This is a genomic window from Aquabacterium sp. OR-4 (genome assembly GCF_025290835.2).
Classification (GTDB): Bacteria; Pseudomonadota; Gammaproteobacteria; order Burkholderiales; family Burkholderiaceae_C; genus Pseudaquabacterium.
In genome coordinates, this window is sequence record NZ_JAOCQD020000003.1 from 350894 (window position 1) to 373287 (window position 22394).

Sequence of the window (22394 nt, forward strand, 5' to 3'; positions counted from 1 at the left end):
GAGCCGGCAGTGTGCGCAAGCGCTCGCCTGGAAAACAGGCTTTGCCCGGCGAATCTTTTTCAAAGAAAATCGAACAATGACCCGGCTGGCCGACCTGGAACTGCTGCTGCGCACCGCCGATCTGGGCAGCCTCACGGCCGCCGCACGGGCGCTCGACTGGTCACCTGCCGCGGCCAGCGCCGCCGTCAAGCGGCTGGAAGCGCAGTGGGGTGTGGCGGTGTTCGTGCGCACCACGCGCAGCCTGCGCCTGTCGGCCGAGGGCGAGCGCCTGCTGCCGCATCTGCGCCAGGCGCTGCAGTGCATCGGCGAGGCGCAGGCCGAGGTGGCGGCCCAGCGCAGCACGCTGCGCGGCGGGCTGCAGGTGGCCATGCCGTCCGACCTGGGGCGCAACGTGCTGCTGCCCTGGCTCGAGGCTTTCCAGCAGCGCCATCCCGAGCTGGCCTTGCGCGTGCACCTGTCTGACCGCAACACCGATCTGATGCGCGCGCCCATCGATGCCGCCATCCGCTACGGCACGCCGGCCGATGCCAGCCTGGTGGCGCTGCCGCTGGCACCCGACAGCGCGCGGGTGCTGGTGGCATCGCCGGCCTATGTGGCGGCACATGGTGCGCCCGAGACGCTGGCGCAGCTGTGCCAGCACGAGGCACTGCGCTTCATGCTCAACGGCGAGGTGCCGCGCTGCTGGCGCTTTTGCATCGATGGCCAGTGGCACGAGGCACCGGTGTCGGGCCGGCATTCGGCCAACGATGGCGAGGTGGTCAAGCGCTGGGCGCTGGCCGGCCTGGGCATCGCCTACAAGTCGCGGCTGGATGTGGCCGCCGAGCTTGATTCGGGCCGCCTGCTGCACCTGCGCCCCGACTGGGGCGGCGAGCCTTCGCCGCTGTACATGGTGGTGCCGGGCCGCCGCCAGCTCACGCCCGCGGCACGGGCCTTGCGTGAGTGCTTGCTGCAGCAGCTGGCACCGCTGCAGCCTGCCGCCACGCCCCGCCGCCACGCACCAGGTCGATCATGAGCTACCGCGCCACCGTGGGCACCCAGGTGCACCGCTTCGACACGCTGGCCCAGCTGCTGGCCAAGGCCTCGCCCGAGCGCTCGGGCGACCAACTGGCCGGCCTGGCCGCCAACAGCGCGGCCGAGCGCGTGGCCGCCCGCGCCGCGCTGGCCGATCTGTCGCTGGCCACCTTTGTGCAGCAGCCGCTGCTGCCGGCCGATACCGACGAGGTCTCGCGCCTGATCGCCGAGAGCCACGCCGCCACGGCCTTCGCGCCGGTGGCCCACCTCACCGTGGGCGCGTTCCGCGACTGGCTGCTGTCAGATGCCGCCGACGGTGCCACGCTGGCCGCGCTGGCGCCGGGCCTGATGCCCGAGATGGTGGCCGCGGTGAGCAAGCTGATGCGCAATCAAGACCTGATGCTGGTGGCGCGCCGCATCAGCGTGGTCACGCGCTTTCGCAACACGCTGGGCCTGCCGGGGCATCTGGCCGTGCGGCTGCAGCCCAACCATCCGGCCGACAGCCCGGCGGGCATCCTGGCCAGCATCGTGGATGGGCTGATGTACGGTGCCGGCGATGCGGTGATCGGCGTCAACCCGGCCGGTGACAACGTCGACGCGCTGGTGCGCCTGCTGGCCGAGCTGGACGGCCTGATCCAGCAGCACGCCATCCCCACCCAGGCCTGCGTATTGACCCACGTGACCAACACGCTGCAGGCCATGGCACGTGGCGCGCCGGTGGATCTGGTGTTCCAGTCGATCGCCGGCACCGAGGCCGCCAACCGCAGCTTCGGCATCAGCCTGGCGCTGCTCGATGAAGCCCATGCTGCCGCACTGGCACTGCGCCGCGGCACGCTGGGCGACAACGTGATGTATTTCGAGACCGGGCAGGGCAGTGCGCTGTCGGCCAACGCCCACCATGGCGTGGATCAGCAGACGCTCGAGGCCCGCGCCTACGCCGTGGCGCGCCGCTACCGGCCGCTGCTGGTCAACACCGTGGTCGGCTTCATCGGCCCCGAGTACCTGGCCGATGGCAAGCAGATCATCCGCGCCGGGCTCGAAGACCATTTCTGCGGCAAGCTGCTGGGCCTGCCGATGGGCTGCGACATCTGCTACACCAACCATGCCGACGCCGACAGCGACGACATGGACAACCTGATGGTGCTGCTGGCCACCGCCGGCCTGAACTTCATGATGGGCGTGCCCGGCGCCGATGACGTGATGCTCAACTACCAGAGCACCTCGTTCCACGACGCGCTGGTGCTGCGCCAGCTGCTGGGCCTGAAGCGTGCGCCCGAGTTCGAGGCCTGGCTGCGCCGCCAGCGCATCACCGGCGCCAAGGGCGCGCTGCGCCCGGTAGGCCCCGAGGGGCTGCTGGGGGCCGGTGCACCCGCGCTGGCCCGCGCCATCGGCCTGCGGCTGGGGGCGTCAACCGGCGCGTCGGGTTCGGGGCACTGACGGGCGGGCAGCCGCGGCGATCCACCGAAAACGAGCCCAACATGCCAGATACGCGACCATCCGACCTATCCGCCAGACCTGCGCCGCCCGCGGATGCCGCTGCGGGCACCGCTGCGAAAGCCGCGGTGGACATCGCCGCAGACCACGCCGTAGACCAGGCCGCTCAGCACGCCGCGCAGGTGCCGGTGGTGCCGGTGGTGCCGGTGGTGCCGGCCGGCGCGGGTTCCACCATGGCGGCGGCGGTGCCGGCCGATCCCTGGTTGGCCCTGCGTGCGCACACGCCGGCCCGCATTGCCCTGGGCCGTAGCGGCGCCAGCCTGCCCACACGCGAATGGCTGGGCTTTGCCGCCGCACATGCGCTGGCGCGCGACGCGGTGCAGGTGCCGCTCGACACCGCCGCACTGCGCCGCCAATTGAGTGCCGATGGCTGGCCGCTGCTGCCCACGCTGCGCAGCCGCGCCCCCGACCGCGCCAGCTACCTGCGACGGCCCGACTGGGGCCGCCGGCTGCAGCCAGACAGTGCCGCGCTGCTGCAGCCGGCGCCGGCCCGGGCTGGCGACCCGGCGGCGCTGCCGCCCGCGCCCGATCTGGCCATCGTGCTGGGTGACGGGCCGTCGGCTCTGGCCCTGCAAAGCCACGCGGCGCCCTTGCTGGCGGCGTTGCGCGAGGCCCTGGGGGTCATGCCCGGCCGGCCGGCGCCGGTGCTGGCGCCGCTGGCCATTGCCGAGCAGGCACGGGTGGCGCTGGCCGACGAAGTGGGCGCCCTGCTGAACGCCCGCCTGGTGCTGATGCTGCTGGGTGAGCGACCGGGGCTGAGCTCACCCGACAGCCTGGGCGCCTACCTGACCCACGCCCCGGCCATCGGCTGCACCGACGCGCAGCGCAACTGCGTCAGCAACATCCGGCCCGAGGGCCTGGCCATCGGGCCCGCCGCGCAGCGCATCGCCTGGCTGGTGCACGAGGCACTGCGCCGCCGCGTCACCGGCATCGCGCTGAAGGACGACAGCGGCACCCCGCTGCTGGCGCCCGACGTGGCGGCAGGTGGGCCGGCTGGTGATGCGGGTGCTGCGGGTGCTGCAGTGTCAGGCGCCGACGCGGTTGCGGGCGTTGATGGCGCTGGGGCCATGCCAGGCCAGAACGGCAACGCGTGAGTCGTTTCGGGTAACGGGCATGGGGCATCGGGCATCCGCTCGAGCGCGCAGCATGGCGCCCGCATGGCGCCCGCATGGCGCCCGCGTGGCGCACCTGCTGCCGCGCTGCGCTGCTGTTTGCAGCCGTGACGACATCTATTATGTAAACAATAAGACGAGCCGAGCCCGCACCGGCATCGGCTGTCACTAGGTGTATCCAAGACCCAGTGCGTTTGTTAGCGTGCCGCCACGGCCCGATCACAGGGCGATGACCAGGAGATCCTGCATGGCCACCCAGACCGGCAAGCGCGGCACGCCCACGGCACGCACGTCCAAGCCAGGCCCGTCCGGGCGGGCGCCGTCAGCGCGGCAGCTGACCTGTTTTGTCGTCACCGGCTTCGGCAACAAGACCGACTACGCCACCGGGCGCGTGCTGAACCTGGACAAGACCTTCGAGCTGCTGGTGCGGCCAGCCTGCGACCTGGCCCAGGTGAACGGCTTCCGGGCCATCGATGCCAATCTCACCGGCAGCATCGACTCGATCATGTACCGCTGGATCTACCACGCGGACATCGTCATCGCCGACCTGTCGACGCTGAACGCCAATGTCTTCTACGAGCTGGGCGTGCGCCATGCGCAGCGGCCCAACACCACCATCATCATCGCCGAGTCGGTGCTGGTGCAGCGCATACCGTTCGACCTGGGCTCGTTCGTGGTGCACAAGTACGAGCACGGCGGCGAGTCGATCAGCGAGTCCGAGCAGCAGCGGTTTGTGGCCCACCTGGCCGCCGTGCTGCGCAAGCTGGGTGCCATCGAGCAGCGGCGCCAGCACGACGCGCCGCAGCTGATGGCCGAGTCCGACAGCCCGGTCTACAAGCACCTGCAGGGCATGCTGCCGCCGGCCTACCAGGCGCCAAGCTACATCGAGCCACCGGCCTACATTGCGCCGGCCGACCGGCACCCGCCCGATGCGCCCAGCGGCGACACGCTGGCCAGCATCATCGACGCGGCCGAGGCGGCCAAGAAGACCAAGGACTTCGGCGAGGCGATCCGCCTGTTCAGGCTGGCCATCGAGCGCCAGACCGGTGGCGAGCCGGGCCGCAAGGCCGACCTGTTTCTGGCCCAGCGTCTGGCCCTGGTGACCTACAAGCACGGCGAGCGCAAGGGCGCCGATGGCCGGCTCGACCCGGCGCAGGCCACCGAGGCGCTGCTGGCAGCCGAGGAGATCCTGGCCCGGCACTGCGAGCCCAAGATCTCGAACTGCCCCGAGACACTGGGCCTGTCGGGCGCCATCAACAAGCGCCTGTTCGAGCTGAGCGCCGACCGCGCCTACCTCGACCGCGCCATCCGCTTCTACGAGCGCGGCTTCTACGTCAAGCGCGACTACTACAACGGCATCAACGTGGCCTACATGTACACGCTGCGCGCCAATCTGGCCGAAGACCGCTTCGAGGCCATCGTCAACCACGGCCACGCCAACATGATCCGCCGGCTGGTGGTCGAGATCTGCGAGGAGCTGATGGCCGACGAGGCGGCCTTTGCCCGCCGCGGCGACCAGGAGTGGGTGCTGCTGAGCCTGGCCGAGGCCTTTCATGGCCTGGGCCGCAATGCCGACGAGTTGCGACTGGCGCCGCAGATCGAGCGGGTGGCCAGCGCCTTTGGCAAGGCTGCCTACCAGGACCAGCGCGCCAAGCTGCAGGCGGCGATGGACCGCTTCAGGCAGCAGGTGCGGCCCGAAGAACTGGGCTCGGCGCCACCGGCGGCAAGCCCTGCGGCAGGCCCCGCCGCGCCGCAGGCACCGGGCGCTCCCGGCCCGGTCATGCCTGGCCAGCCAGCCGACGCAACGGCCGGCGCCCGGCCCGGCGGCCGGCGGCCGATCGTCATCGATGCCGACATCATTGAAGGCCGTCAGGTCAAGTCGGTGGAGGTGAGCTGCCGCATCGAGTACTTCTGAGCGGGTACTTCTGAGCGGGTACGTTCGAGCGAGTACTTCTGAGCCGCGCCCTGCCCTGGCCGCGGTTCGCCATCGAAGCCCCGCTACGATCCGGGGCATGCACAGCGAACTGAACCCCGACGATGACAACGCGCCCATCTGCGAGCCGCGCCTGTGGCGCGACGATGGCTGGACGGCGCGGGTGATCAAGAACAACGACGACGAGGGCTGGGCCGTCGAGATGACGCGCCACGGCGACGCCGAACCCGCCCTGACCGGCCCCTGGACCATGGGCCGCGACAAGAAGAACCCCAAGCCGCTGGACACCAGCGCCTTTCACACCCTGGTGAAGACCGCCTCCGAGGTGCTGCGCCGGCACGAGCAGCAACTGCATGCCCGCCTGCACAAGAGCCTGGCGGTCTTGACGCCCGGCGGGCGCATCACCGTCACGCTGGACATCGTGCCCGACGACGACGACCCGCACGCCCTGCTGACCGCCACCGACGCCGGCAGCGAGCGCCTGGCCCAGGTGCGCGTCAATGCCGACTTTCGTTTCACCAGCGCCAGTGCCGAGGCCTGGGTCGAGAACGGCTTTCGGCGCTTTGGCTGACCCGGGCCGGCGGACGGCCTGATGGCCTGATGGCCTGAACGTTGTCGCGGGCTTCAGTCTGGCGCGTGGTGGCAGGCCACGCACAGCTTGTTGCCGTCGGGGTCGCGAAAGTAGGCGCCGTAGTAGTGCGCGTGGTAGTGGGGCCGCAGGCCCGGCGCACCTTCGCAGCGGCCGCCATGGGCCAGCGCCGCCGCGTGGGCCCGGTTCACCGTGGCCCGGTCGCCGGCCGCAAAGGCCACCATCTGGCCATTGCCGGGCGCATGGGCCTGGCCGTCGAAGGGCCGGCCGATCAAAAACAGCGGCCGGGGATCGGGGGCCGACTGCCAGCCCGCCCAGGGCTTGGTGTCGTCGCAAAAACGGGCCTGCACGCCCAGCGCGTCCATCAGTGGGCGGTAGAAGGACAAAGCCCGCTCAAAGTCACTGGCGCCGACGAAGATGTGGGAAAACATGGCGGTGGATGGTGTGGGTTGACGGCACAGGCGAACCAGGCGGCGCACCCGGCCCATGGGCCAAGCCCGCCTTGATCGAGTGTAGGCCCGCGTCGCGCCGCCCGCCGCTCCAGCGGCGCCGGCCGCCTATCGGCCGATGCGGGCGGTCGCCACGGATGCGCGTGTCGGCCTGGTGCTGCAGATGGCCACGGTCTGGCAGTGCCCCCGGACCGGCCGCGTCACGTCAGGCCTCCGCGGGGCCTGGCGCCGCCGCCGAACCGCGCTGCCGGCGTGCCAGCACCACCCCCAGGCCCATCAGCAGCAGGCCCAGGCTGGCCGGCTCGGGCACCGCCGAGGTGAGTGCGAAGTTGCCGGCCGTGAAGCTGCCCAGGCCCTGCAGCGCCTGGGCGCCAAACGGCGACTCGATGCGCGCCAGCACCGCCAGGTCGGCCGTGTTCAGGTTCAGGTTGGTCGAGTAGACGAGGCGGTTCAGGCCCAGCAGTGCGTTGTGATAAACGAAGAAGCCCGCGCCATCGGTGCTCACGGCATTGGCAATCGCGTTGGCGGCCTGGCCGGCATTGAAGCTGGCGCTGGTGTCGTGCACGACGATGAGGTTGGCGCCGCTGCCGGGCAGGCTGCTCGACAGGCCGCTGGCAAAGCTGAGCCCGCCGCCGCCCAGCGCGAAGGCGCTGGGGTCGAAGACGAAGCGGTCGCTGTTGACATCGAAGGCCGGCAGGCTGAGCTGCTGGCTGCTGACGATGGTGCGGATGCCGTCGTTGGCGTTGGCGCTCGAGCCGGCGAAGGGGTTGGTGCTGAACGTGGTGTCGGTGGCCGATGCGGCCAGCGGGGCCAGCAGCAGGGCCAGCGCGAGGGGGTGGTGGCGGGACATGGGAACTCCTTGAAGAACACGGGTTGACGAACGCAATGGCAGTGCGCCGCGGCGCAGGCCCCAGGGCCGGCCGCAGCACCGGCGGCCATCAGCCCAGCAGGCAGCCGTCAAAGGCCTTGCGATCGCCGTTGGCCCGGACGAAGATCTTTTCCGTCATGCGGCCGTCGTTCTTCCAGTTCGCCTCGGTCATGTGATGGGCCTTGATGCACATCTTCTCGACCTGGGCAGGGTCGAAGTTGATGCGCCAGATGACGCGGCCGTTCTGCGCATGCGCGTCCCGCGGCGGGTTGCCGCCGGTGTTCTCCACGGCGGGGGCGAACTTCTTCGCCAGCACCGAGTAGCGCACCGAGCAGTTGGTGATCTCGACGATGGTGCCGGGCTGGCCGCGCAGTTGCAGGAAGGGGTAGTCGCCATTGTTGCGGCCGAGCTCGATCTGGCGGTCGGGGCCGCCAAAGTGGTCGATCAGCGCCTTCTCGATCTGGGTGCGGTGGTCGGCGATGAAACTCTTGCAGGCGTTGTCGGCAGCCGAGGCAGCCGAGGCGCTGCCGGCAGAGGCCAGCAAGACCGTGGCGGCCACGGCGGCCAGGCGGTGTTGGGTGAGGCGGTTCATGGTGGTTTCCTTGGTTTCGGGTCAGGCCCGGTGGGTGGCGAGGTGGGTTGAAGCAGCTTTCCTGCTGGCTTCACTGGTTTGGTCGTTTGAGCCGGGGTGCCGGTTCAAACGAGCCGTCGAAAACTTCGCTGTCGGGATCGCGGCGCTGAACAGGGCGCTGAACACGGCACAGCACTGGGCGCGGCACTGGGCGCGGCTCACGGCTGCTCGGCGCCCAGGATGGCGCCGGCAAACTGCTGCGGCTGCTGCTGCGGCGCAGGCCAGGCCAGGCCCACATCGCCGGCCTGCATGCGCGAGAACAGCCGCATCTGCGACAGGCGCTGCACCACGCTGCCGGCATTGGTGGCGGGGTCGACCACCTTCTCCCACAGCGCGATGAGCTGCTGCAGCTTGTCGCTGCGCACCCAGCTGGCGCTCTGGAAGCTGGTGGTGCGCGAGGGCGTCACCAGGATCAGCACGGCGTCGCGGCGCTGATCGGTGCTGCGCTGGTTGAAGGCCAGGCCCAGCACCGGGGCGTCGCCGAGCAGCGGCGTCGATGAGCTGGTGGTGTTGGACACCGTCTCCGACAGGCCCGACAGCAGCAGCGTCTGCCCGAACTCCACACGCGCCGTGGCCGAGACCGACTGGCGGAAGGTGGAGATCGACTGCTTGAAGGTGCCGGCGCTGGCGTCCTGCAGAAAGGAGCGCTCGGCAGTGATCTGGATCTTGGCGCCCGACTCGTCGATCTCCAGCGGCAGGGCCTTCAGCCGCACGCCCACATCGATGTCCTTCAGCTCGCCCGAATTGATGCCGCTCACTTCCACCGATAAGGAGCGTCCGACAAAAAACTCCGAAGGCTCGTTGAGCAGCGCCGACAGCGTGGGTCGCGCCGCGACCTCGTAGTAGTCGCCCTGGCGATTGAAGAGGTTGAGGTTGTAGCTCAGGTCGGGCAGCGAGATGGCGCGCGTGATGGTGCGCACGAAGTCGCTGCTGCCGCTGTCGCTGCGCGTGCCGTTGCTGGTGCGCGTGGCGCTGTACTGCAGTCGCAGCCCGTCGAGCAGGTTCAGGCCGACGCGGTCGCTGCGCTTGTATTGGGCCAGCAGAATGGCCACGTCCACCGTGACCTGGCGGTTCTCGCCGGCGGAAGATCGCGCGCGGGGCGCGTCTTCGTCGTCCTCCCGGCTGTCGGCGGCCGGTGACTTCGCATCGTCGATGGGGGCCGTGCGCAGCAACTGCCTGGTGCGGCCGCGCACGGCCTCGGCGCCCTTGCTGTCGGCAACGGCCAGGCGTTGCAGCGTGCCTTCGGCTGCTGCCTGCTCGCCCAGTGCGGCATGCGCCAGCGCGCTCACCCGCAGCGCCGTGGCCAGGGTCAGCGCCGCGGGGGGCAGGCTGGCGCCCGGCGTTGCATTCAAGCCCGGTGACGGGGGCGGGCCGGCGCTGTCGGCCGGTGCGTCGCGCACCAGCACTTCGGCCCGCTGGGCGGCCAGCAGTGCCAGGCCCGGGTCGCCCGCGTGGTAGGCCGCCACCGCCAGCGCGGCCAAGGCTTCGGCGCGGTGCGGGTGGTGCAGCACCAGCCTGCCGAAGTGGTTGCTGGCGCCCTGGTAGTCGCCCAGATCAAAGGCGGCGCGGCCGGCCAAGGCACCGGCCCAGAAGTCGTGCGGCGCGGCACGCAACGCCGCCTCGTAGCCCACACGCGCCATGCGCACGCCGTCGGGGCCACCGCCGGCTTCGGCGTGGTAGGCCAGGCCCAGCAGGGTCTGCCGCCTGGGGTCGGTGACGTCTTGCGCGGCGGCGTCGGCAAACACCTCGCGCGCGGCCCTGGCCTCACCCTGGCCGAGCAGTTGTGCGCCGGCCTGCAGGCGCTGCATCAGCGGCGTGCCCGCCGCGGCCTGCGGCGCCAAGGGGCTGGCGGCAGGGTGGATCGATGCGCAGCCGCTGAGGCCGCAGATGGCGGCCAGTGCGACGGCAGACAGGGCAAGGCGTTTCAAGAGCGTTCCTTCAGGCACGAGGCGGTGGCGGGCAGCGCTGGTCATCTGGCCCACCGCGTTGGCCGCAGTGTTGGCCGCCGGGGGGCCGGCTGTCGTGGGGCCTGGGCCCCGGCACGGGCGGCCGAGGCCGGCTGCGCCGGGCGGCGCGCTGGGGCCGCCGCCCCAGTGCCGGCCGCAGCCCGTGCCGCCAAGATCGGGCCTGTGCCGCAAGCCAGGCCGAGCGGGCCATGTGCACGCGCTGGTGCGTGTCGGGGTGAAAGGTTTTGAACCAGCGCAGGCCCGTGGCCGACCAAGCCTCGGACGGCCACGCCTCGGATGGCCGCACCCCGGATGGCCACGCCTTGGCGGCCTTGGCGGCCATGGCGCGCCGGTGGGCGGCGCGCCGGGCCTGGCTTTTTGTCCTTCACCCCACCGGCAGCAGCACCATGTCCCGTGACGACGCGCAGATCGAAACACGCATCCAGGCCCATGCCCTGGGCCGGCTCTCGGCCCAAGACAGCGCCGATCTCGCGGCCCAGGCGCGCGACGACCCGCCGCTGCACGCCGAACTGGCGCTGGCCGAGGCGCTGGTGCGGGCCCGGGCCGACGACCCGGCACGCCAGCAGTCTGTGGCGTTTGGCTGGGCGCGCCTGTCGCGGGCCATTGACGCCGACCGCGCGACGCTGCCGCGCGCCGGGCGCTGGCCCACACCGCTCACGCGCTGGCAGGCCGCGGCGGCGGCGCTGCTGGCCGTGGCGGTGTGGCAGTTCGCGGCCGAGAGGCCGTGGCCGGGCGATGCCGGTTACGGCATGGCCGGCGCGCCCGCGGCGCAGGCCTTTGTCGCGCAGGTGGCCTTCAAGCCCCAGGCCACTGAGCTGCAGAGGCGCGCGGCCCTGCTCGCCGCGGGTGCCCGTGTGGTGGGCGGGCCCAGCGCGCTGGGCCTGTACCGGCTGGCCTTTGCCGATGCCGCTGCGCTGCAGGCCGGTGTGGCGCGGCTGCGTGCCGAAACGGCGGTGGTCGAGAGCATCCAGGCCGACGAGCCGGCCGCCGGCCGCGCCGTGCCGCCCTGATGCGCGGCCGCGTGGCCCCAAATTTGGGGCTACAGCAAAACCCGGCCGAACCGAAGAATGCAGCGAGCGTCAGAGCAGGGCCGCATCGCTGTGCGCACCCCCTGCGCGGACATTCAGCAGCCCTACCGATGCAGGAACCACCACCATGTCCAGGGGGAACGAGGGCGCTGCGCCGTCCCGGCCGCCGCCGCCGCGGCCATGCCACGGGGGCGTCGCCAGGCGGGATCGGCCAGCGTGCCGGTGTGCCATCGCCGGCCCGCGCGTCGCATGAGCAGCCTGACCCAATCCATCCGCTTTGCGCGCAGCCAGGAAGGCGTGCGCCTGGCCTACGCCAGCAGCGGGCACGGACACACCCTGGTCAAGACGGCAACCTGGCTGTCGCACCTGGAGTACGACTGGGAAAGCCCGGTCTGGCGGCACTGGCTCGAGGAGCTGTCGGCGCGCTATCGCCTGCTGCGCTATGACGAGCGCGGCTGCGGCCTGTCGGACTGGAACGTGGCCGACCTCAGCTTCGAGAGCTGGCTGCGCGACTTCGAGTCGCTGGTCGACGCCGCCGGTCTCGAGCGCTTTGCCATCCTCGGCATCTCGCAGGGCGCACCGGTGGCCATTGCCTATGCGGCCCGGCACCCCGAGCGGGTCAGCCACCTGGTGCTGCATGGCGGCTATGCACGCGGCCGCCTGGTGCGCGCCGCCCGGCCCGAGCAGGTGGAAGAGGCCGAGATGATGTGCCGCCTGGCCGAGATCGGCTGGGGCAAGACCGACCCGTCCTTCCGGCAGTTCTTCACCACCCAGTTCATCCCGGGCGGGTCGCCGCAGCAGCACGCCTGGTTCAACGAGCTGGAGCGCATCTCCACCTCGCCAGGCAATGCCGCGCGCTTCATGCAGGCGTTCAACACCATCGATGTCACCGCCCTGCTGCCCCGGGTGCGCTGCCCCACGCTGGTCTTGCACAGCCAGCGCGACGCGCGCGTGCCCTTCGACGAGGGTCGCCTGATTGCCGGTGGCATCCCCAACGCCCAGTTCGTCTCCATCGACAGCGACAACCACCTGCTGCTGGACCACGAGCCGGGCTGGCGGCGGGCGCTGGCGGCCATCCAGGCCTTCCTGCCCGCGGCCAAGGCGTCGGGCACCGATCCCCGCATCGGCGCCCTCACCTCGCGCCTGCTGGGCTTGCTGGACCTGATGGCACAGGGCCGCGACAACGCGCAGATTGCTGCCGTGTTGGGCTTGTCGGAAAAGACGGTGCGCAACCACATCACCCAGCTGTTCGACCGGCTGGAAGTGGACTCACGCGCACGCGCCATCGTGCTGGCGCGCGAGAACGGGCTGGGCCAGGCCGGGCGCTGAGCCTGCAGCACCGGGGCACCGGGGCACTGGGGCACAGGCCCCAGCCATCCGCCCAAGCCGGGCCGGCCGGGGCCGCGACTGGGGCCGCAGACCGCTGCGGCGAAACGGCCCGCGCGACACACTGGCCGCATGCCGTCAGCCACACACCTGCAGTTCTGCCGCTTCGCCACCGCCATCGCTGCCAGCTGGGGCGGTACGCTGCTGCTGTGGCCGGCTGCGAGCACCTGGCTGCCCACCGGCGAGTTGCCGGCGCTGCATGCGCGCTGTGTTGGCGTGCTGCACCTGGCCCTGGCCAGTGGCCTGTGGTCGGCGCTGCGGCTTCTGGACGAGGCCGCCGCGCGCTTGCCGCTGCTGCTGCTCAGCACCTGGGGGGCGGCGGCCGTTGCCGCGGCACTGATGGGCCCGCCAAGCGGCGCCGGCCGGGCCTGGTTGGTCTGCCTGGCGCTGGCCGCTGCCGGCGCGGTCTGGCTGCTGGCCAGCGACGAGGCTGTGCTGGCACCGGCCGAACGCCTGGCCCTGGGCTGGGCCGCCCTGGGCCTGGGCGCGGGCGCGCTGGGTGCCACGCTGCTGCTGCTGCCCGACCTGGCCGCGAGCCAGTGGCCCTGGCGCATGAACCCGACCCAAGCCAGCGCCTACGGGCCGCCGCTGCTGGGCTTTGGCATTGCGGCGTGCGCCGCCGCCCGGGAGCGCCGCCGCTATGCGCGCGCACCCGCCATGCAGGCGTGGCTGGCGCTGAGCGCGGGCTTGCTGCTCGTGTCGCTGCTGCACCTGGAGCTGTTTGCGGCGCAGCGCAGCGCCACGTGGATCTGGTTCGGGCTCCTGGCGGTGATCGCCACCTGGGCGGTGGCGCACCAAGGCGGCCTGCAAAGGCCTTCGCGCGCCGCGGCGGCTGGCCGATCTTGATCGCCTGCGTGCGGCCAGGCAGCGGGACCACGGCCCCGCGACAGCTGGCCACCACGCAGGCACAGTGGCCACAGTGGCCACAGTGGCCACAGTGGCCACGGTGGCCACGGTGGCTGCCTGGCGCGCAAGCGGGGCGTCCACGCGCCAGGCTGAGCCCGGATCGGCCGTGCGCCCAAGCCGCATGCCCATGCCCCGGCAAGCACCCATCAACAAGCACCCATCGACAAGCACCCATCGACAAGCACCCATCGACAAGCACTTTGAACCCGCCGCCGAGCCCGGCCGACCCACTGTGTGCCGCCCGCAGCCAGGCGGCTGCAAAGCGCTGATCACCCCAACGGCGGCCACCGGGCCGCCATTCAACCGGACCTATCCCATGTCGACAACCGAGCGGCGACTGTGGCGCCTGGCCGCCTGGCTGCTGGCCACGCTGACACCGGCCATCGGGCCGGCGCAGCCCTTGCGGCTGCAGCTGCCGCCCGCAGCGCAGATCCAGGCCGACGCCAACGAGGTGGTTGATGCGCGGCAGATCGTGGTGCTGGCCTTGTCGGCCGCCGATGCGGACCGGCTGCTCGCGCAGGCGCTGCCCAGGTCCTACCGGCTGCAACGGCGCGAAACGCTGCAGGCCCTGAGCCTGCACCTGCTGGTGCTGCAGATGCCGCCCGGCATGGGCGGCGCCGCGGCCATCCGCGAGCTGGAGCAGCTGGTGCCCGGCGTCACCGCCGGCGTCAACCATGCGTTCACGCCCGCGCCCATCGCCGTGACGCCCAGGGGCCGCAGCTATGCCAACGCCATGATCGGCTGGCCGGCGCAGGGTTGCCAGGCCGAGCTGGCCGTCGGCGTGATCGACGCCGCCCTGGGCCCGTCGGGCAGCGGGCTGGCGGGGGCCGATCTGGTGGTCAAGGATTTCACCGGCGGCCGCCAGGCGCAGACCGGCCATGCGCGCATGCTGGCGCAGCTCATCGCCGGGCCGGGGCGCCTGGGCGGTGTGCGCATGTTCCATGCCGCGGTGGTGGCCGACCATGCCGACCGGCCGGCCGTGGCCAGTGCCGATGCCATGGTCAGTGCCCTGAACTGGCTGGCGGCATCGGCCGTGCGCCTGGTCAACGTCTCGCTCGCCGGCCCCTACAACAAGCTGCTCGACCAGGCCCTGCAGGGCGCCGTGGCGCAGGGCATGGTCGTGGTCGCATCGGCCGGCAATGACGGGGCCGACAGCCCGCCGCGCTACCCGGCCGCGTTTGCGGGCGTGCTGGCCGTCACCGCGGTGGATGCCGCCGGCCAGGTGTATGCCAACGCCGTGCGCGGCACCCACATCGACTACGCCGCACCCGGCGTGGAGGTGCTGATCGACCAGGGGGCGCGGTCGATCTATGTCTCCGGCACCTCGGTGGCCGCACCGTTCGTCACGGCGCGGCTGGCCGCCGACCCCGGCATTCGCCGCGCCCGAACCGTGGACGACGCCAGGGCCCTGCTGGATCTGTCGGTGCGCGACCTGGGCCTGGCCGGGCCCGACCCGGTGTTTGGCGCCGGCCTGATCCACATGGCCGAACCCTGCCGGCCGGCGCCCCGCCAGCCGGCCACCCCCGCGCCCACCCCCGCGGCCCGCGCGCCGGGCTGACCCCCTGCTCATTTGAAACCGCGACGCCGGGCGCCGCAGCGCAAGCCTGCGCGCGCGCATTCGCTCACTGAAGGCCAGAACCCCATGAACCATCGATCTGCACACCCCACCCCGCCCATCGGCGCCCGACACCGCGGCCGCCGGCCCCGTGGCGCGACCGCCCGGCTGTCGGCTGCCATCGGCCTGCTGCTGTCGGGCATGGGCGCCGCGCAGGCGCAGGACGCCGGGCAGCTGCTGCGGCAAAGCCAGGGCGCCCCGACGCCCGCACTGCCCGAGCGCGCTGATTCGAAGACCGTGGTGCCGGCGCCTGCCGCCCTGGGCCTGCCGGGGGATGCCCGCGTCAGGGTCCAGCGCTTCGAGCTGCGGGGGCAGCAGCTGATCGACGAGGCCACGCTGCAGGCGGTGCTCAACAGCTACCTGGGCCGTGAGCTGCGCTACCAGGATCTGCAGGACGCGATGGCCGCGCTGATGCGCCAGTACCGCGATGCCGGCCGCCTGGCGCGCGCCTACCTGCCCGCGCAGGACGTCACCGCCGGCGTGGTGAAGGTGGTGATCGTCGAGGCACGCTACGGCGGCACGCGGGTCGAGCAGCGTGGCGAGCGCCTGAACGCCGCCCTGCCCCAGGCCATGGTCGAGGCCGGCCAGACCCTTGGCGAGGCGATCGACCTGGTGGCGCTGGACCGCGCGCTGCTGCTGGTGGCCGATCTGCCCGGCGTGCGCGCCAGCGCCAGCCTGACGCCGGGCGATGTGGCCGGCCAGACCCGTGTGGCCCTGCGCCTGCAGGACGCGCCGCGGCTGACCGGCCAGGCCGGCCTGGCCAATGCGGGCAGCCGTGCCACGGGCGAGGCGCAAGCGCAGGCCGCGCTGTCGCTGCCGGGCCTGTTCGGGCGCGGTGATCTGCTCACGGCCCAGTGGAGCCAGAGCCGGGGCAGCAGCATTCTGGGCGCCAGTGCCGGGCTGCCGTTGGGGCCGCATGGCCTGCGCATGGGCGCCCATGTCTCGGCGCTGCGCTACCGGCTGGTGGCCGACGAGTTCCAGGCGCTGCAGGCGCGCGGCAGCTCGTCGGTGCTGGGCGCAGACCTCCACTACCCGCTGCTGCGCAGCCGGGATGCCAACCTGCTGGTCAGCGGCAGTGCCGAGCACAAGCGTTTCGAGAACGAGGCCAACGGCGCCACGGTGTCCGACTACAGCACGCAGACGCTGGCACTCACGCTGGCCGGCAACCGCCACGACGCGCTGGGCGGTGTCAACACCGGGTCGGTCGACCTGGTTGCCGGGCGGCTGAAGCTGGGTGGCTCGCCCCACCGCGAGGCCGATGCGGCAGGCCCCGGCACCGAAGGCCGATTCACGCTGCTGCGCCTGGCGGCGGCGCGCGAGCAAGGCCTGGCGGCGGGCTGGTCGGCACGGGCCGCGCTGCGCGGGCAGTGGTCCAGCCGCAACCTCGACAGCTCGGAAAAGTTCTACCTGGGCGGCATGCAGGGTGTGCGCGCCTATCCCAGTGGCGAGGCCGGGGGCAGCCAGGGCCAGCTGCTGAGCCTGGAGCTGCGCCAGCGCCTGGGCGCCTGGCGCTGGGCCGGCTTTGTGGATTGGGGCCAGGTGCGCATCCACGTCGACAACGGCTTTGCCGGTGCCGCGGCGGTCAACGGCGTCACGCTCAAGGGGCTCGGCCTGTCCCTGGGCTATGCCGCGCCCGCCGGCCTGGATCTGGCCCTGATCTGGGCGCGGCGCATCGGCCACAACCCCCTGGCCGATGCGCAAGGCCGCGACCTCGACGGCTCGCGCCGCGCCAACCGCCTGTGGCTGCAGGCCACGCTGCCGTTCCAGCTCTGAGCGCAGGCCTGACACCCACCACGACCTCATCGGACACCACACCATGCACGACCACGCCAGCATCAACCGATCCTTCCGCCTTGTCTGGAGCGCCGTGCGGCGCTGCTGGGTGGCGGTGCACGAGCGCGCCCGCGGCCACGGCCGCGGCGGCGCGGCACGCCGCCGAAGCGCCAGCGCGAGCCGGCCGCAGCTCTTCGCCATGACGCTGCTCGGGGCGGCCCTGGCGGCGGCCCACGCGGCGCCGCAGCCTGATGCACTGCCCAGCGGCGCCACCCTGGTGGCCGGCCAGGCCAGCTGGCAGCAGCAGGGCAGCACGCTGCAGATCACGCAGGGCAGCGCCCGCGCCGCGATCGACTGGCAGAGCTTCCACATCGGCAGCGGCGCCAGCGTGGTCTTCCGCCAACCCGACGTGCACAGCGTGGCGCTGAACCGCGTGACCGGCGCGCAGCCCAGCCAGATCTTCGGCCAGCTGTCGGCCAACGGCCAGGTGTTCCTGCTCAATCCGGCCGGCGTCTACTTCTCACCCACGGCCAGCGCCAACGTGGGTGCGCTGGTGGCCGGCACCCACGCCATCGCGCTGGACGACTTCATGGCCGGCCGCCTGAACTTCTCGCGCAACGGCAGCACCGCCAGCGTGGTCAACGAGGGCCGGCTGACGGCGGCCGACGGCGGCTACATCGCGCTGCTGGCGCCCGAGGTGCGCAATGCCGGCGTCATCACCGCGCGGGCCGGCACGGTGGCCCTGGCCGCCGGCGAGGTGATCGAGCTGCAGTTCACCAACGGCACGCTGGCCGCGCTGCGCGTGAGCCCCTCCGAGCTGGCGGCGCTGGTCGAGAACCGCCAGGCCGTGCTGGCCCCGGACGGGCAGATCCTGATGTCGGCACGCGCCGCCGAGGCCCTGGCGGGCGGCGTCATCCGCCAGGACGGCCAGGCCGCGGCCAGCAGCCTGACGGCCCGCGGCGGCCGCATCGTGCTCGAGGCCGACCAGGTGCAGCTGGGCGCCGGCTCGCGCACCGAGGCCACCGGGGCCACCGGCGGCGGCGAGATCCACATCGGCGGCAACGCCCAGGGGCAGGGCCCGCTGCACAACGCCAGGCGCACCACGGTGGCCGAGGGCGCCACGCTGGACGCCAGCGCCACCGTGCAGGGCGATGGCGGCAAGGTCATCGTCTGGGCCGATGAGCGCACGGTCTTTGACGGGCACATCGCCGCACGCGGCGGCGCGCTGGGCGGCAAGGGCGGCTTTGTCGAGACCTCGGGCAAGCGGCTGCTGCAGGTCAACACCGGCCGCGTGGATGCGGGCGCGGCGGCTGGCCAGGGCGGCACCTGGCTGCTCGATCCGAACGACCTGCTCATCTCCAACGGCGCCAGCACGCAGGTTTCTGAACTGGACGGCAGCTTCAACGCCATCGGCACCGGCTCGGTGCTCAATGCGGCGGCGCTGGCCGCCGCGCTGACCGATGGCAGCCATGTCGAGGTGCTCACCACCACGGCAGGCGCCAACGCCGGCACCGGCAGCATCACGATTGCCAGCGACATCATCGCCCCGCTGCAGGCCGGGCAGACGGCCACGCTGACGCTGCAGGCGCACGGCGACATCGTGTTGGCCCACAACGCCACCATCGCCGCAGCGAGCAGCGGCGCCGCGCTCTCGAACCGCGGCCTGAACCTGAACCTGTTCGCGGGCAAGACCAGCGACGTCAGCGGCACGGGCAACCTGCGCTCGCAAGACGGCAGCTTGATCAACACCGGCACCGGCCACCTGAACATCGTGGCCGCCGATGTGAACCTGAATGCGCTGGACGTGGGCGGCTCGCTCAACGTGAATGCCAACGCCTTTGTCGTCAACTCGATCGCCCGGGTGCTGGGCAGCAGCACGCTGAACATGCATGGCGGGCAGGTCAGCACGCCAGACAACAGCGAGAGCAGCCTGGAAGGGCCGATCCGCATCAGCGGCGCCGGCGCGGTGGATCTGAATCTGCACCAGGACGCCGTGAACATCAGCTTGACCGACATCGGCGACCTGCGCTTGAACGCGCCGTTCTCGCCCACGAACGCCACGCTGTCCAACACCGGCTCGGCCTTGTTGATCGTCAGCGCTCCGCATCTGCAGGGCAGCAACACGGGCAACCTGAGCCTCTTGGCCCAGGGCCAGGTGCAGCTGCACGGGCTGCAGGTTGGCGGCGACTTGACGGTGGCTGCGCAGGCCGTCTCGGCCGGCCTGGACGTGACGCAAACCGGCGCGCTTCTGGTGGGCGGCAACAGCGCGTTCAACCTGAAGAACGGCTCGCTGACCCTGCTGGACGCCGGCAACCGCCTGAGCGGCGCGATCAGCGCCACCGGCACCGGCGCCGGCAGCGTCCAGCTGCACAACACGGTCGATACCGTGCTGGGCGGCATGGCGCTGGGTGGCGACCTGAGCCTGACGACGGACAACAAGCCGGTCCGGCAGACGCAAGCGATCGTTGCGCAGGATGTCACCATCGACGCCGGCAGTGCCGAGGTGACGCTCGACCATGGCGACAACCGCATCCAGGGCCACTTCGGCTCGCTGGGCAGCGGCGCCGTGTTCGTGCGCAACAGCACCGACCTCCGCTTGCAAAACATCGGCAGCGCGGCCGCGCCTGCAGCCAGTCTGCTGTTGCAGGTGAGCGACTCCGCCAGCGTGTTCCAGGCCAGCGACAGTGCCTTGTCCGTGAGCGGCAGCACCGTGATCATCGGCACCGACGCCGGCGCCGCCCGCATCGACATCGGCCGCAACGAGAACCGCTTCGATGGCCCGGTGCGCCTGCAAAGCGGCGGCCAGATCATCGTCCGGGCCACCGGCAATCTGGACCTGCACATGAGCGGTGGCGCCGACAACGCCCTGGCACAAAGCGACGGCACGCTCACCGCCACGCTCGACGGTATGGGCACCACCGTGCTCGAGGCACCTGCGGTTCTGGCCTCGGGACGCGCGAGCTTCCTGTCGATCACGGCCGGCACCGTGGAACTGGGCCGCGTCGAATTGACCAACGACCTGGCCCTCCATGCCAGCACCGCCGCCACGCAGATCGGCCCGCTGACCGTGGAGCGACTCACCCTCTCCGGCAACGGCGACTTCACGCTGACGCATGAACAGAACAGCGCGGACAGACTGTCCATCGCCGGTGGCGAAGGGGCCATTCGCTACGTCAATGCCGGAGAGCTGACGCTGCAAAGCACCGGCGAACGCGGCGGCGTCATCAGCGTGGCGGCGATGGACGGCGACCTGCTGCTGGCGAACACCCTGAGCACCCGCAGCAGCGCGGCCGACGCCATCACGCTGAATGCGGGTCAGGTCAGCGAGGCCGGTGACGGCGGCGGCGGCAACATCCAGATCCTCAACGGCAGCCGCCTGCTCACCGGAACCGGCGGCCGCGCCACGCTCTACACCGGTTCGGTGGCCAACAGCAGCGGGCTGACGGCTCTTGTGGGCAGCGGCAGCGGCCGCTTCCGCTACGGCAGCGACGAAAGCAGCACGGCCTTCACGGCGGCGCTGGGCGAGGGCCTGTTCGCGGTGTACCGCGAATCGCCCACGCTGACCGGTTTCATCCCCGACCGAACCCAGACCTATGGCGACAACAGCGTCAACAGCGTCGACGTGGTCTCGCTGACCGGCGCGACGAACGGCGACCTGCTGGCGCAGATCTATCCGAACGGCCTGAGCGTGGCGGTGGGCGGCGCGCTGTCGAACGCGGGCCACCCGGTGGTGGGCACGCACACGCAGTCCGTTGGCAGCGCCGGCGAGGCGCTGGGCTACACCATCGACGCCAGCCGCAGCACCACGCTGACGGTCACGCCGGCCACCATCGCGTCGATTGGTGGCCTGAGCGCCGACAAGGTCTACGACGGCAGCACCATCGCCACGCTGGGCACGGCAGACGCCGTGTTCAGCGGCCTCGTGGCCGGCGACGTGCTCAGCGTCACCGGCGGCAGCGCCCGCTTTGCCGACAAGAACGCGGGCACAGGCAAGGCCGTGGCGGTCAGCGGGCTCGGCCTGGGCGGCGCCGATGCCGGCAACTATGTGCTGGCCGACAGCAGCGCCAACTTCGGCGCCACCATCACGCCGCGCACGCTGGCCGCGATCACCGGCCTGGCGGTGGCCGACAAGGTGTATGACGCAACGACCGCGGCCACGCTGAACACCAGCGGCGCGGTGCTTGAAGGCGTTGTCGCCGGTGACGCCGTCGGCGTGGCCAGCGCCAGCGCCAGCTTTGCCGACAAGAACGTCGGCAGCGGCAAGGCCGTCAGCGTGCTGCTGAGCCTGGGCGGCGCTGATGCCGGCAACTATGTGCTGGCCGACAGCAGCGCCAGCCTTACCGCCAGCATCACGCCGCGCGCGCTGGGCACCGTGTCGGGCATCGCCGCGGCAGGCAAGGTCTATGACGCCACCACGGCGGTCACGCTGAACACCAGCGCTGCGGCCTTCAGCGGCGTTCTGGCCGGCGACGTGGTCAACGTGAGCACGGCCAGCGGCAGCTTTGCCGACAAGAACGTGGGCACCGACAAGACGGTCAACGTGGCGCTCAGTGTGGGCGGCGCAGACGCCGGCAACTACCTGCTGCCTTCAGGCCTGGCCGTCACCGCCAGCATCACACCGGCCAGCATCAGCATCGGGGGCCTCAGCGCCCAGACCAAGGTGTATGACGCCACAACCGCGGCCACGCTCGACCTCTCGCAGGCGGTGCTGCGCGGCGCTGTTGCCGGCGACGTGCTGGCCCTGGCAGGCGGCAGCGGCGTGTTCGCGGACAAGAACGTCGGCACCGGCAAGGCCGTGCGGGTCAGCGGCCTGCGCCTGGGCGGCGCCGATGCCGGCAACTACCTGCTGGCCACCACCACCGGTCAGGCTGCAGCCGACATCACGCCCGCCACGCTGAGCCGGGTGACCGGCATCGTGGCCGCCGACAAGCTTGAAGACGGCACGGCGACCGCGGTGCTGCGCACCGGCCAGGCAGCGTTCATCGGCATCCTGTCCGGTGACGACTTGCGGGTGGCCGAGGCACAAGGCCGCTTCGACGATGCCCGGCCGGGTGCAGCCAAGCGGGTGCAGATCTCCGGCATCCGCCTGGGCGGCGCCGACGCCGGCAACTACCAGCTGGCCGACGACAGCGCCCTCGCCCAGGCCACCATCGCCGCGGCCCAGGCCGACATCGCCGCGCTGCCGGTCACGCTGAGCAGCCTGTTGCGGCCGCGGTCGCCGTTCAGCACGGGGCCGGCGCCACTGGGCGGTGGCGAGGCCTTGCAAGTGCCGGCTGACGCGGAGGGATTGATCGCCGGCGCGCCACAGGTCCTCGAGGCCGACCGCATCGCGATGGCGCGCGCGCCCGGCAGCGTGCCGGTGGCGCAGCGTTTGACGCGCTTGCTGACGGCCGACGAACAGCGCCTGGGCCTGCGCCTGCAACTGCCGGCCAGCCTGCGCGAGGCCATCCTCGGCAGCGGCCAGGCGGCCCGCCTGCGGGTGCCGCAGGGCAGCGACTGCTGCACGGTCGACGCGCAGACCGCCGAGCTGGTCGTTGAGCCCGGCCTGCACCTGGACACGGGCGGCATCACGCTGGAGATCCGGGTGGGCGGCCAGCTGGCCCTCATCACGCTGCTGCGCGGCTGAGCGGCT

15 protein-coding genes are annotated in these 22394 nt (G+C 71.9%); 11 read left to right on the forward strand and 4 right to left on the reverse strand.

Going from position 1 to position 22394, the window contains the following annotated elements; translation table 11 throughout:
* Window positions 1-76: 76 nt before the first annotated feature.
* The 5 genes from N4G63_RS23570 to N4G63_RS23590 all read left to right on the forward strand — a co-directional run bounded on the left by N4G63_RS23570 (window position 77) and on the right by N4G63_RS23590 (window position 6121).
* Window positions 77-1012 (forward strand): LysR family transcriptional regulator, encoded by a 936-nt coding sequence (locus tag N4G63_RS23570; RefSeq protein WP_260790063.1) that lies wholly within the window; start codon window positions 77-79, stop codon window positions 1010-1012.
* Entirely contained in the window at window positions 1009-2448 is a 1440-nt protein-coding gene (locus N4G63_RS23575) for an ethanolamine ammonia-lyase subunit EutB (RefSeq protein ID WP_260790064.1), read from the forward strand. The genes N4G63_RS23570 and N4G63_RS23575 overlap by 4 nt, the downstream gene beginning before the upstream one ends.
* Window positions 2449-2678: 230 nt before the next feature.
* A complete protein-coding gene (eutC, locus tag N4G63_RS23580) occupies window positions 2679-3599 on the forward strand; it encodes an ethanolamine ammonia-lyase subunit EutC (protein WP_260790220.1) in 921 nt (306 codons plus the stop codon).
* Between the two features lie 265 nt (window positions 3600-3864).
* Complete coding sequence (locus tag N4G63_RS23585) at window positions 3865-5532, forward strand: TRAFs-binding domain-containing protein (protein WP_260790065.1); 1668 nt, start codon at window positions 3865-3867, stop codon at window positions 5530-5532.
* A 97-nt stretch (window positions 5533-5629) separates the two neighbouring features.
* A complete protein-coding gene (locus N4G63_RS23590) occupies window positions 5630-6121 on the forward strand; it encodes a hypothetical protein (RefSeq protein WP_260790066.1) in 492 nt (163 codons plus the stop codon).
* A gap of 53 nt (window positions 6122-6174) precedes the next feature.
* On the opposite strand, the gene N4G63_RS23595 is transcribed toward N4G63_RS23590, so the two are convergent.
* The 4 genes from N4G63_RS23595 to N4G63_RS23610 all read right to left on the reverse strand — a co-directional run bounded on the left by N4G63_RS23595 (window position 6175) and on the right by N4G63_RS23610 (window position 10015).
* Window positions 6175-6570 (reverse strand): VOC family protein, encoded by a 396-nt coding sequence (locus tag N4G63_RS23595; RefSeq protein ID WP_260790067.1) that lies wholly within the window; start codon window positions 6568-6570, stop codon window positions 6175-6177.
* Window positions 6571-6793: 223 nt separating this feature from the next.
* On the reverse strand, window positions 6794-7438 hold the full coding sequence (locus N4G63_RS23600) for a PEP-CTERM sorting domain-containing protein (RefSeq protein ID WP_260790068.1): 645 nt from the start codon (window positions 7436-7438) through the stop codon (window positions 6794-6796).
* Window positions 7439-7526: 88 nt separating this feature from the next.
* The gene (locus N4G63_RS23605) at window positions 7527-8048 is read right to left on the reverse strand and encodes a hypothetical protein (protein WP_260790069.1); all 522 of its coding nucleotides are present in this window, start codon (window positions 8046-8048) and stop codon (window positions 7527-7529) included.
* Between the two features lie 197 nt (window positions 8049-8245).
* Entirely contained in the window at window positions 8246-10015 is a 1770-nt protein-coding gene (locus N4G63_RS23610; protein WP_260790070.1) for a secretin GspD/PilQ domain-containing protein, read from the reverse strand.
* Window positions 10016-10440: 425 nt separating this feature from the next.
* Here N4G63_RS23610 and N4G63_RS23615 point away from each other — a divergent pair, with 425 nt between their 5' ends.
* The 6 genes from N4G63_RS23615 (at window position 10441) to N4G63_RS23640 (ending at window position 22388) form a co-directional block, all read left to right on the forward strand.
* Complete coding sequence (locus tag N4G63_RS23615) at window positions 10441-11064, forward strand: hypothetical protein (protein WP_260790071.1); 624 nt, start codon at window positions 10441-10443, stop codon at window positions 11062-11064.
* Window positions 11065-11331: 267 nt separating this feature from the next.
* Window positions 11332-12411 carry an alpha/beta fold hydrolase gene (locus N4G63_RS23620; RefSeq protein ID WP_260790072.1) on the forward strand — a complete coding sequence of 360 codons (1080 nt, stop codon included), beginning with the start codon at window positions 11332-11334 and terminating at the stop codon, window positions 12409-12411.
* 129 nt (window positions 12412-12540) lie between these two features.
* The gene (locus N4G63_RS23625; RefSeq protein ID WP_260790073.1) at window positions 12541-13314 is read left to right on the forward strand and encodes a hypothetical protein; all 774 of its coding nucleotides are present in this window, start codon (window positions 12541-12543) and stop codon (window positions 13312-13314) included.
* A gap of 376 nt (window positions 13315-13690) precedes the next feature.
* Window positions 13691-14932: a S8 family serine peptidase gene (locus N4G63_RS23630; RefSeq protein WP_314600390.1), complete on the forward strand. Its 1242-nt coding sequence runs from the start codon at window positions 13691-13693 to the stop codon at window positions 14930-14932.
* A gap of 84 nt (window positions 14933-15016) precedes the next feature.
* Window positions 15017-16762 (forward strand): ShlB/FhaC/HecB family hemolysin secretion/activation protein, encoded by a 1746-nt coding sequence (locus N4G63_RS23635; protein ID WP_314600391.1) that lies wholly within the window; start codon window positions 15017-15019, stop codon window positions 16760-16762.
* Window positions 16763-16805: 43 nt separating this feature from the next.
* On the forward strand, window positions 16806-22388 hold the full coding sequence (locus N4G63_RS23640) for a YDG domain-containing protein (RefSeq protein WP_314600392.1): 5583 nt from the start codon (window positions 16806-16808) through the stop codon (window positions 22386-22388).
* Window positions 22389-22394: the final 6 nt, after the last annotated feature.

Bases quoted from the DNA above. Each gene is read 5' to 3' on its own strand.
- N4G63_RS23590 (WP_260790066.1), top strand. From the start codon at position 5,630: ATGCACAGCGAACTGAACCCCGACGATGACAACGCGCCCATCTGCGAG.
- eutC (WP_260790220.1), top strand. From the start codon at position 2,679: ATGGCGGCGGCGGTGCCGGCCGATCCCTGGTTGGCCCTGCGTGCGCAC.
- N4G63_RS23640 (WP_314600392.1), top strand. From the start codon at position 16,806: ATGCACGACCACGCCAGCATCAACCGATCCTTCCGCCTTGTCTGGAGC.
- N4G63_RS23595 (WP_260790067.1), bottom strand. From the start codon at position 6,570: ATGTTTTCCCACATCTTCGTCGGCGCCAGTGACTTTGAGCGGGCTTTG.
- N4G63_RS23615 (WP_260790071.1), top strand. From the start codon at position 10,441: ATGTCCCGTGACGACGCGCAGATCGAAACACGCATCCAGGCCCATGCC.
- N4G63_RS23635 (WP_314600391.1), top strand. From the start codon at position 15,017: ATGAACCATCGATCTGCACACCCCACCCCGCCCATCGGCGCCCGACAC.
- N4G63_RS23585 (WP_260790065.1), top strand. From the start codon at position 3,865: ATGGCCACCCAGACCGGCAAGCGCGGCACGCCCACGGCACGCACGTCC.
- N4G63_RS23575 (WP_260790064.1), top strand. From the start codon at position 1,009: ATGAGCTACCGCGCCACCGTGGGCACCCAGGTGCACCGCTTCGACACG.
- N4G63_RS23625 (WP_260790073.1), top strand. From the start codon at position 12,541: ATGCCGTCAGCCACACACCTGCAGTTCTGCCGCTTCGCCACCGCCATC.
- N4G63_RS23620 (WP_260790072.1), top strand. From the start codon at position 11,332: ATGAGCAGCCTGACCCAATCCATCCGCTTTGCGCGCAGCCAGGAAGGC.
- N4G63_RS23605 (WP_260790069.1), bottom strand. From the start codon at position 8,048: ATGAACCGCCTCACCCAACACCGCCTGGCCGCCGTGGCCGCCACGGTC.
- N4G63_RS23570 (WP_260790063.1), top strand. From the start codon at position 77: ATGACCCGGCTGGCCGACCTGGAACTGCTGCTGCGCACCGCCGATCTG.
- N4G63_RS23630 (WP_314600390.1), top strand. From the start codon at position 13,691: ATGTCGACAACCGAGCGGCGACTGTGGCGCCTGGCCGCCTGGCTGCTG.
- N4G63_RS23600 (WP_260790068.1), bottom strand. From the start codon at position 7,438: ATGTCCCGCCACCACCCCCTCGCGCTGGCCCTGCTGCTGGCCCCGCTG.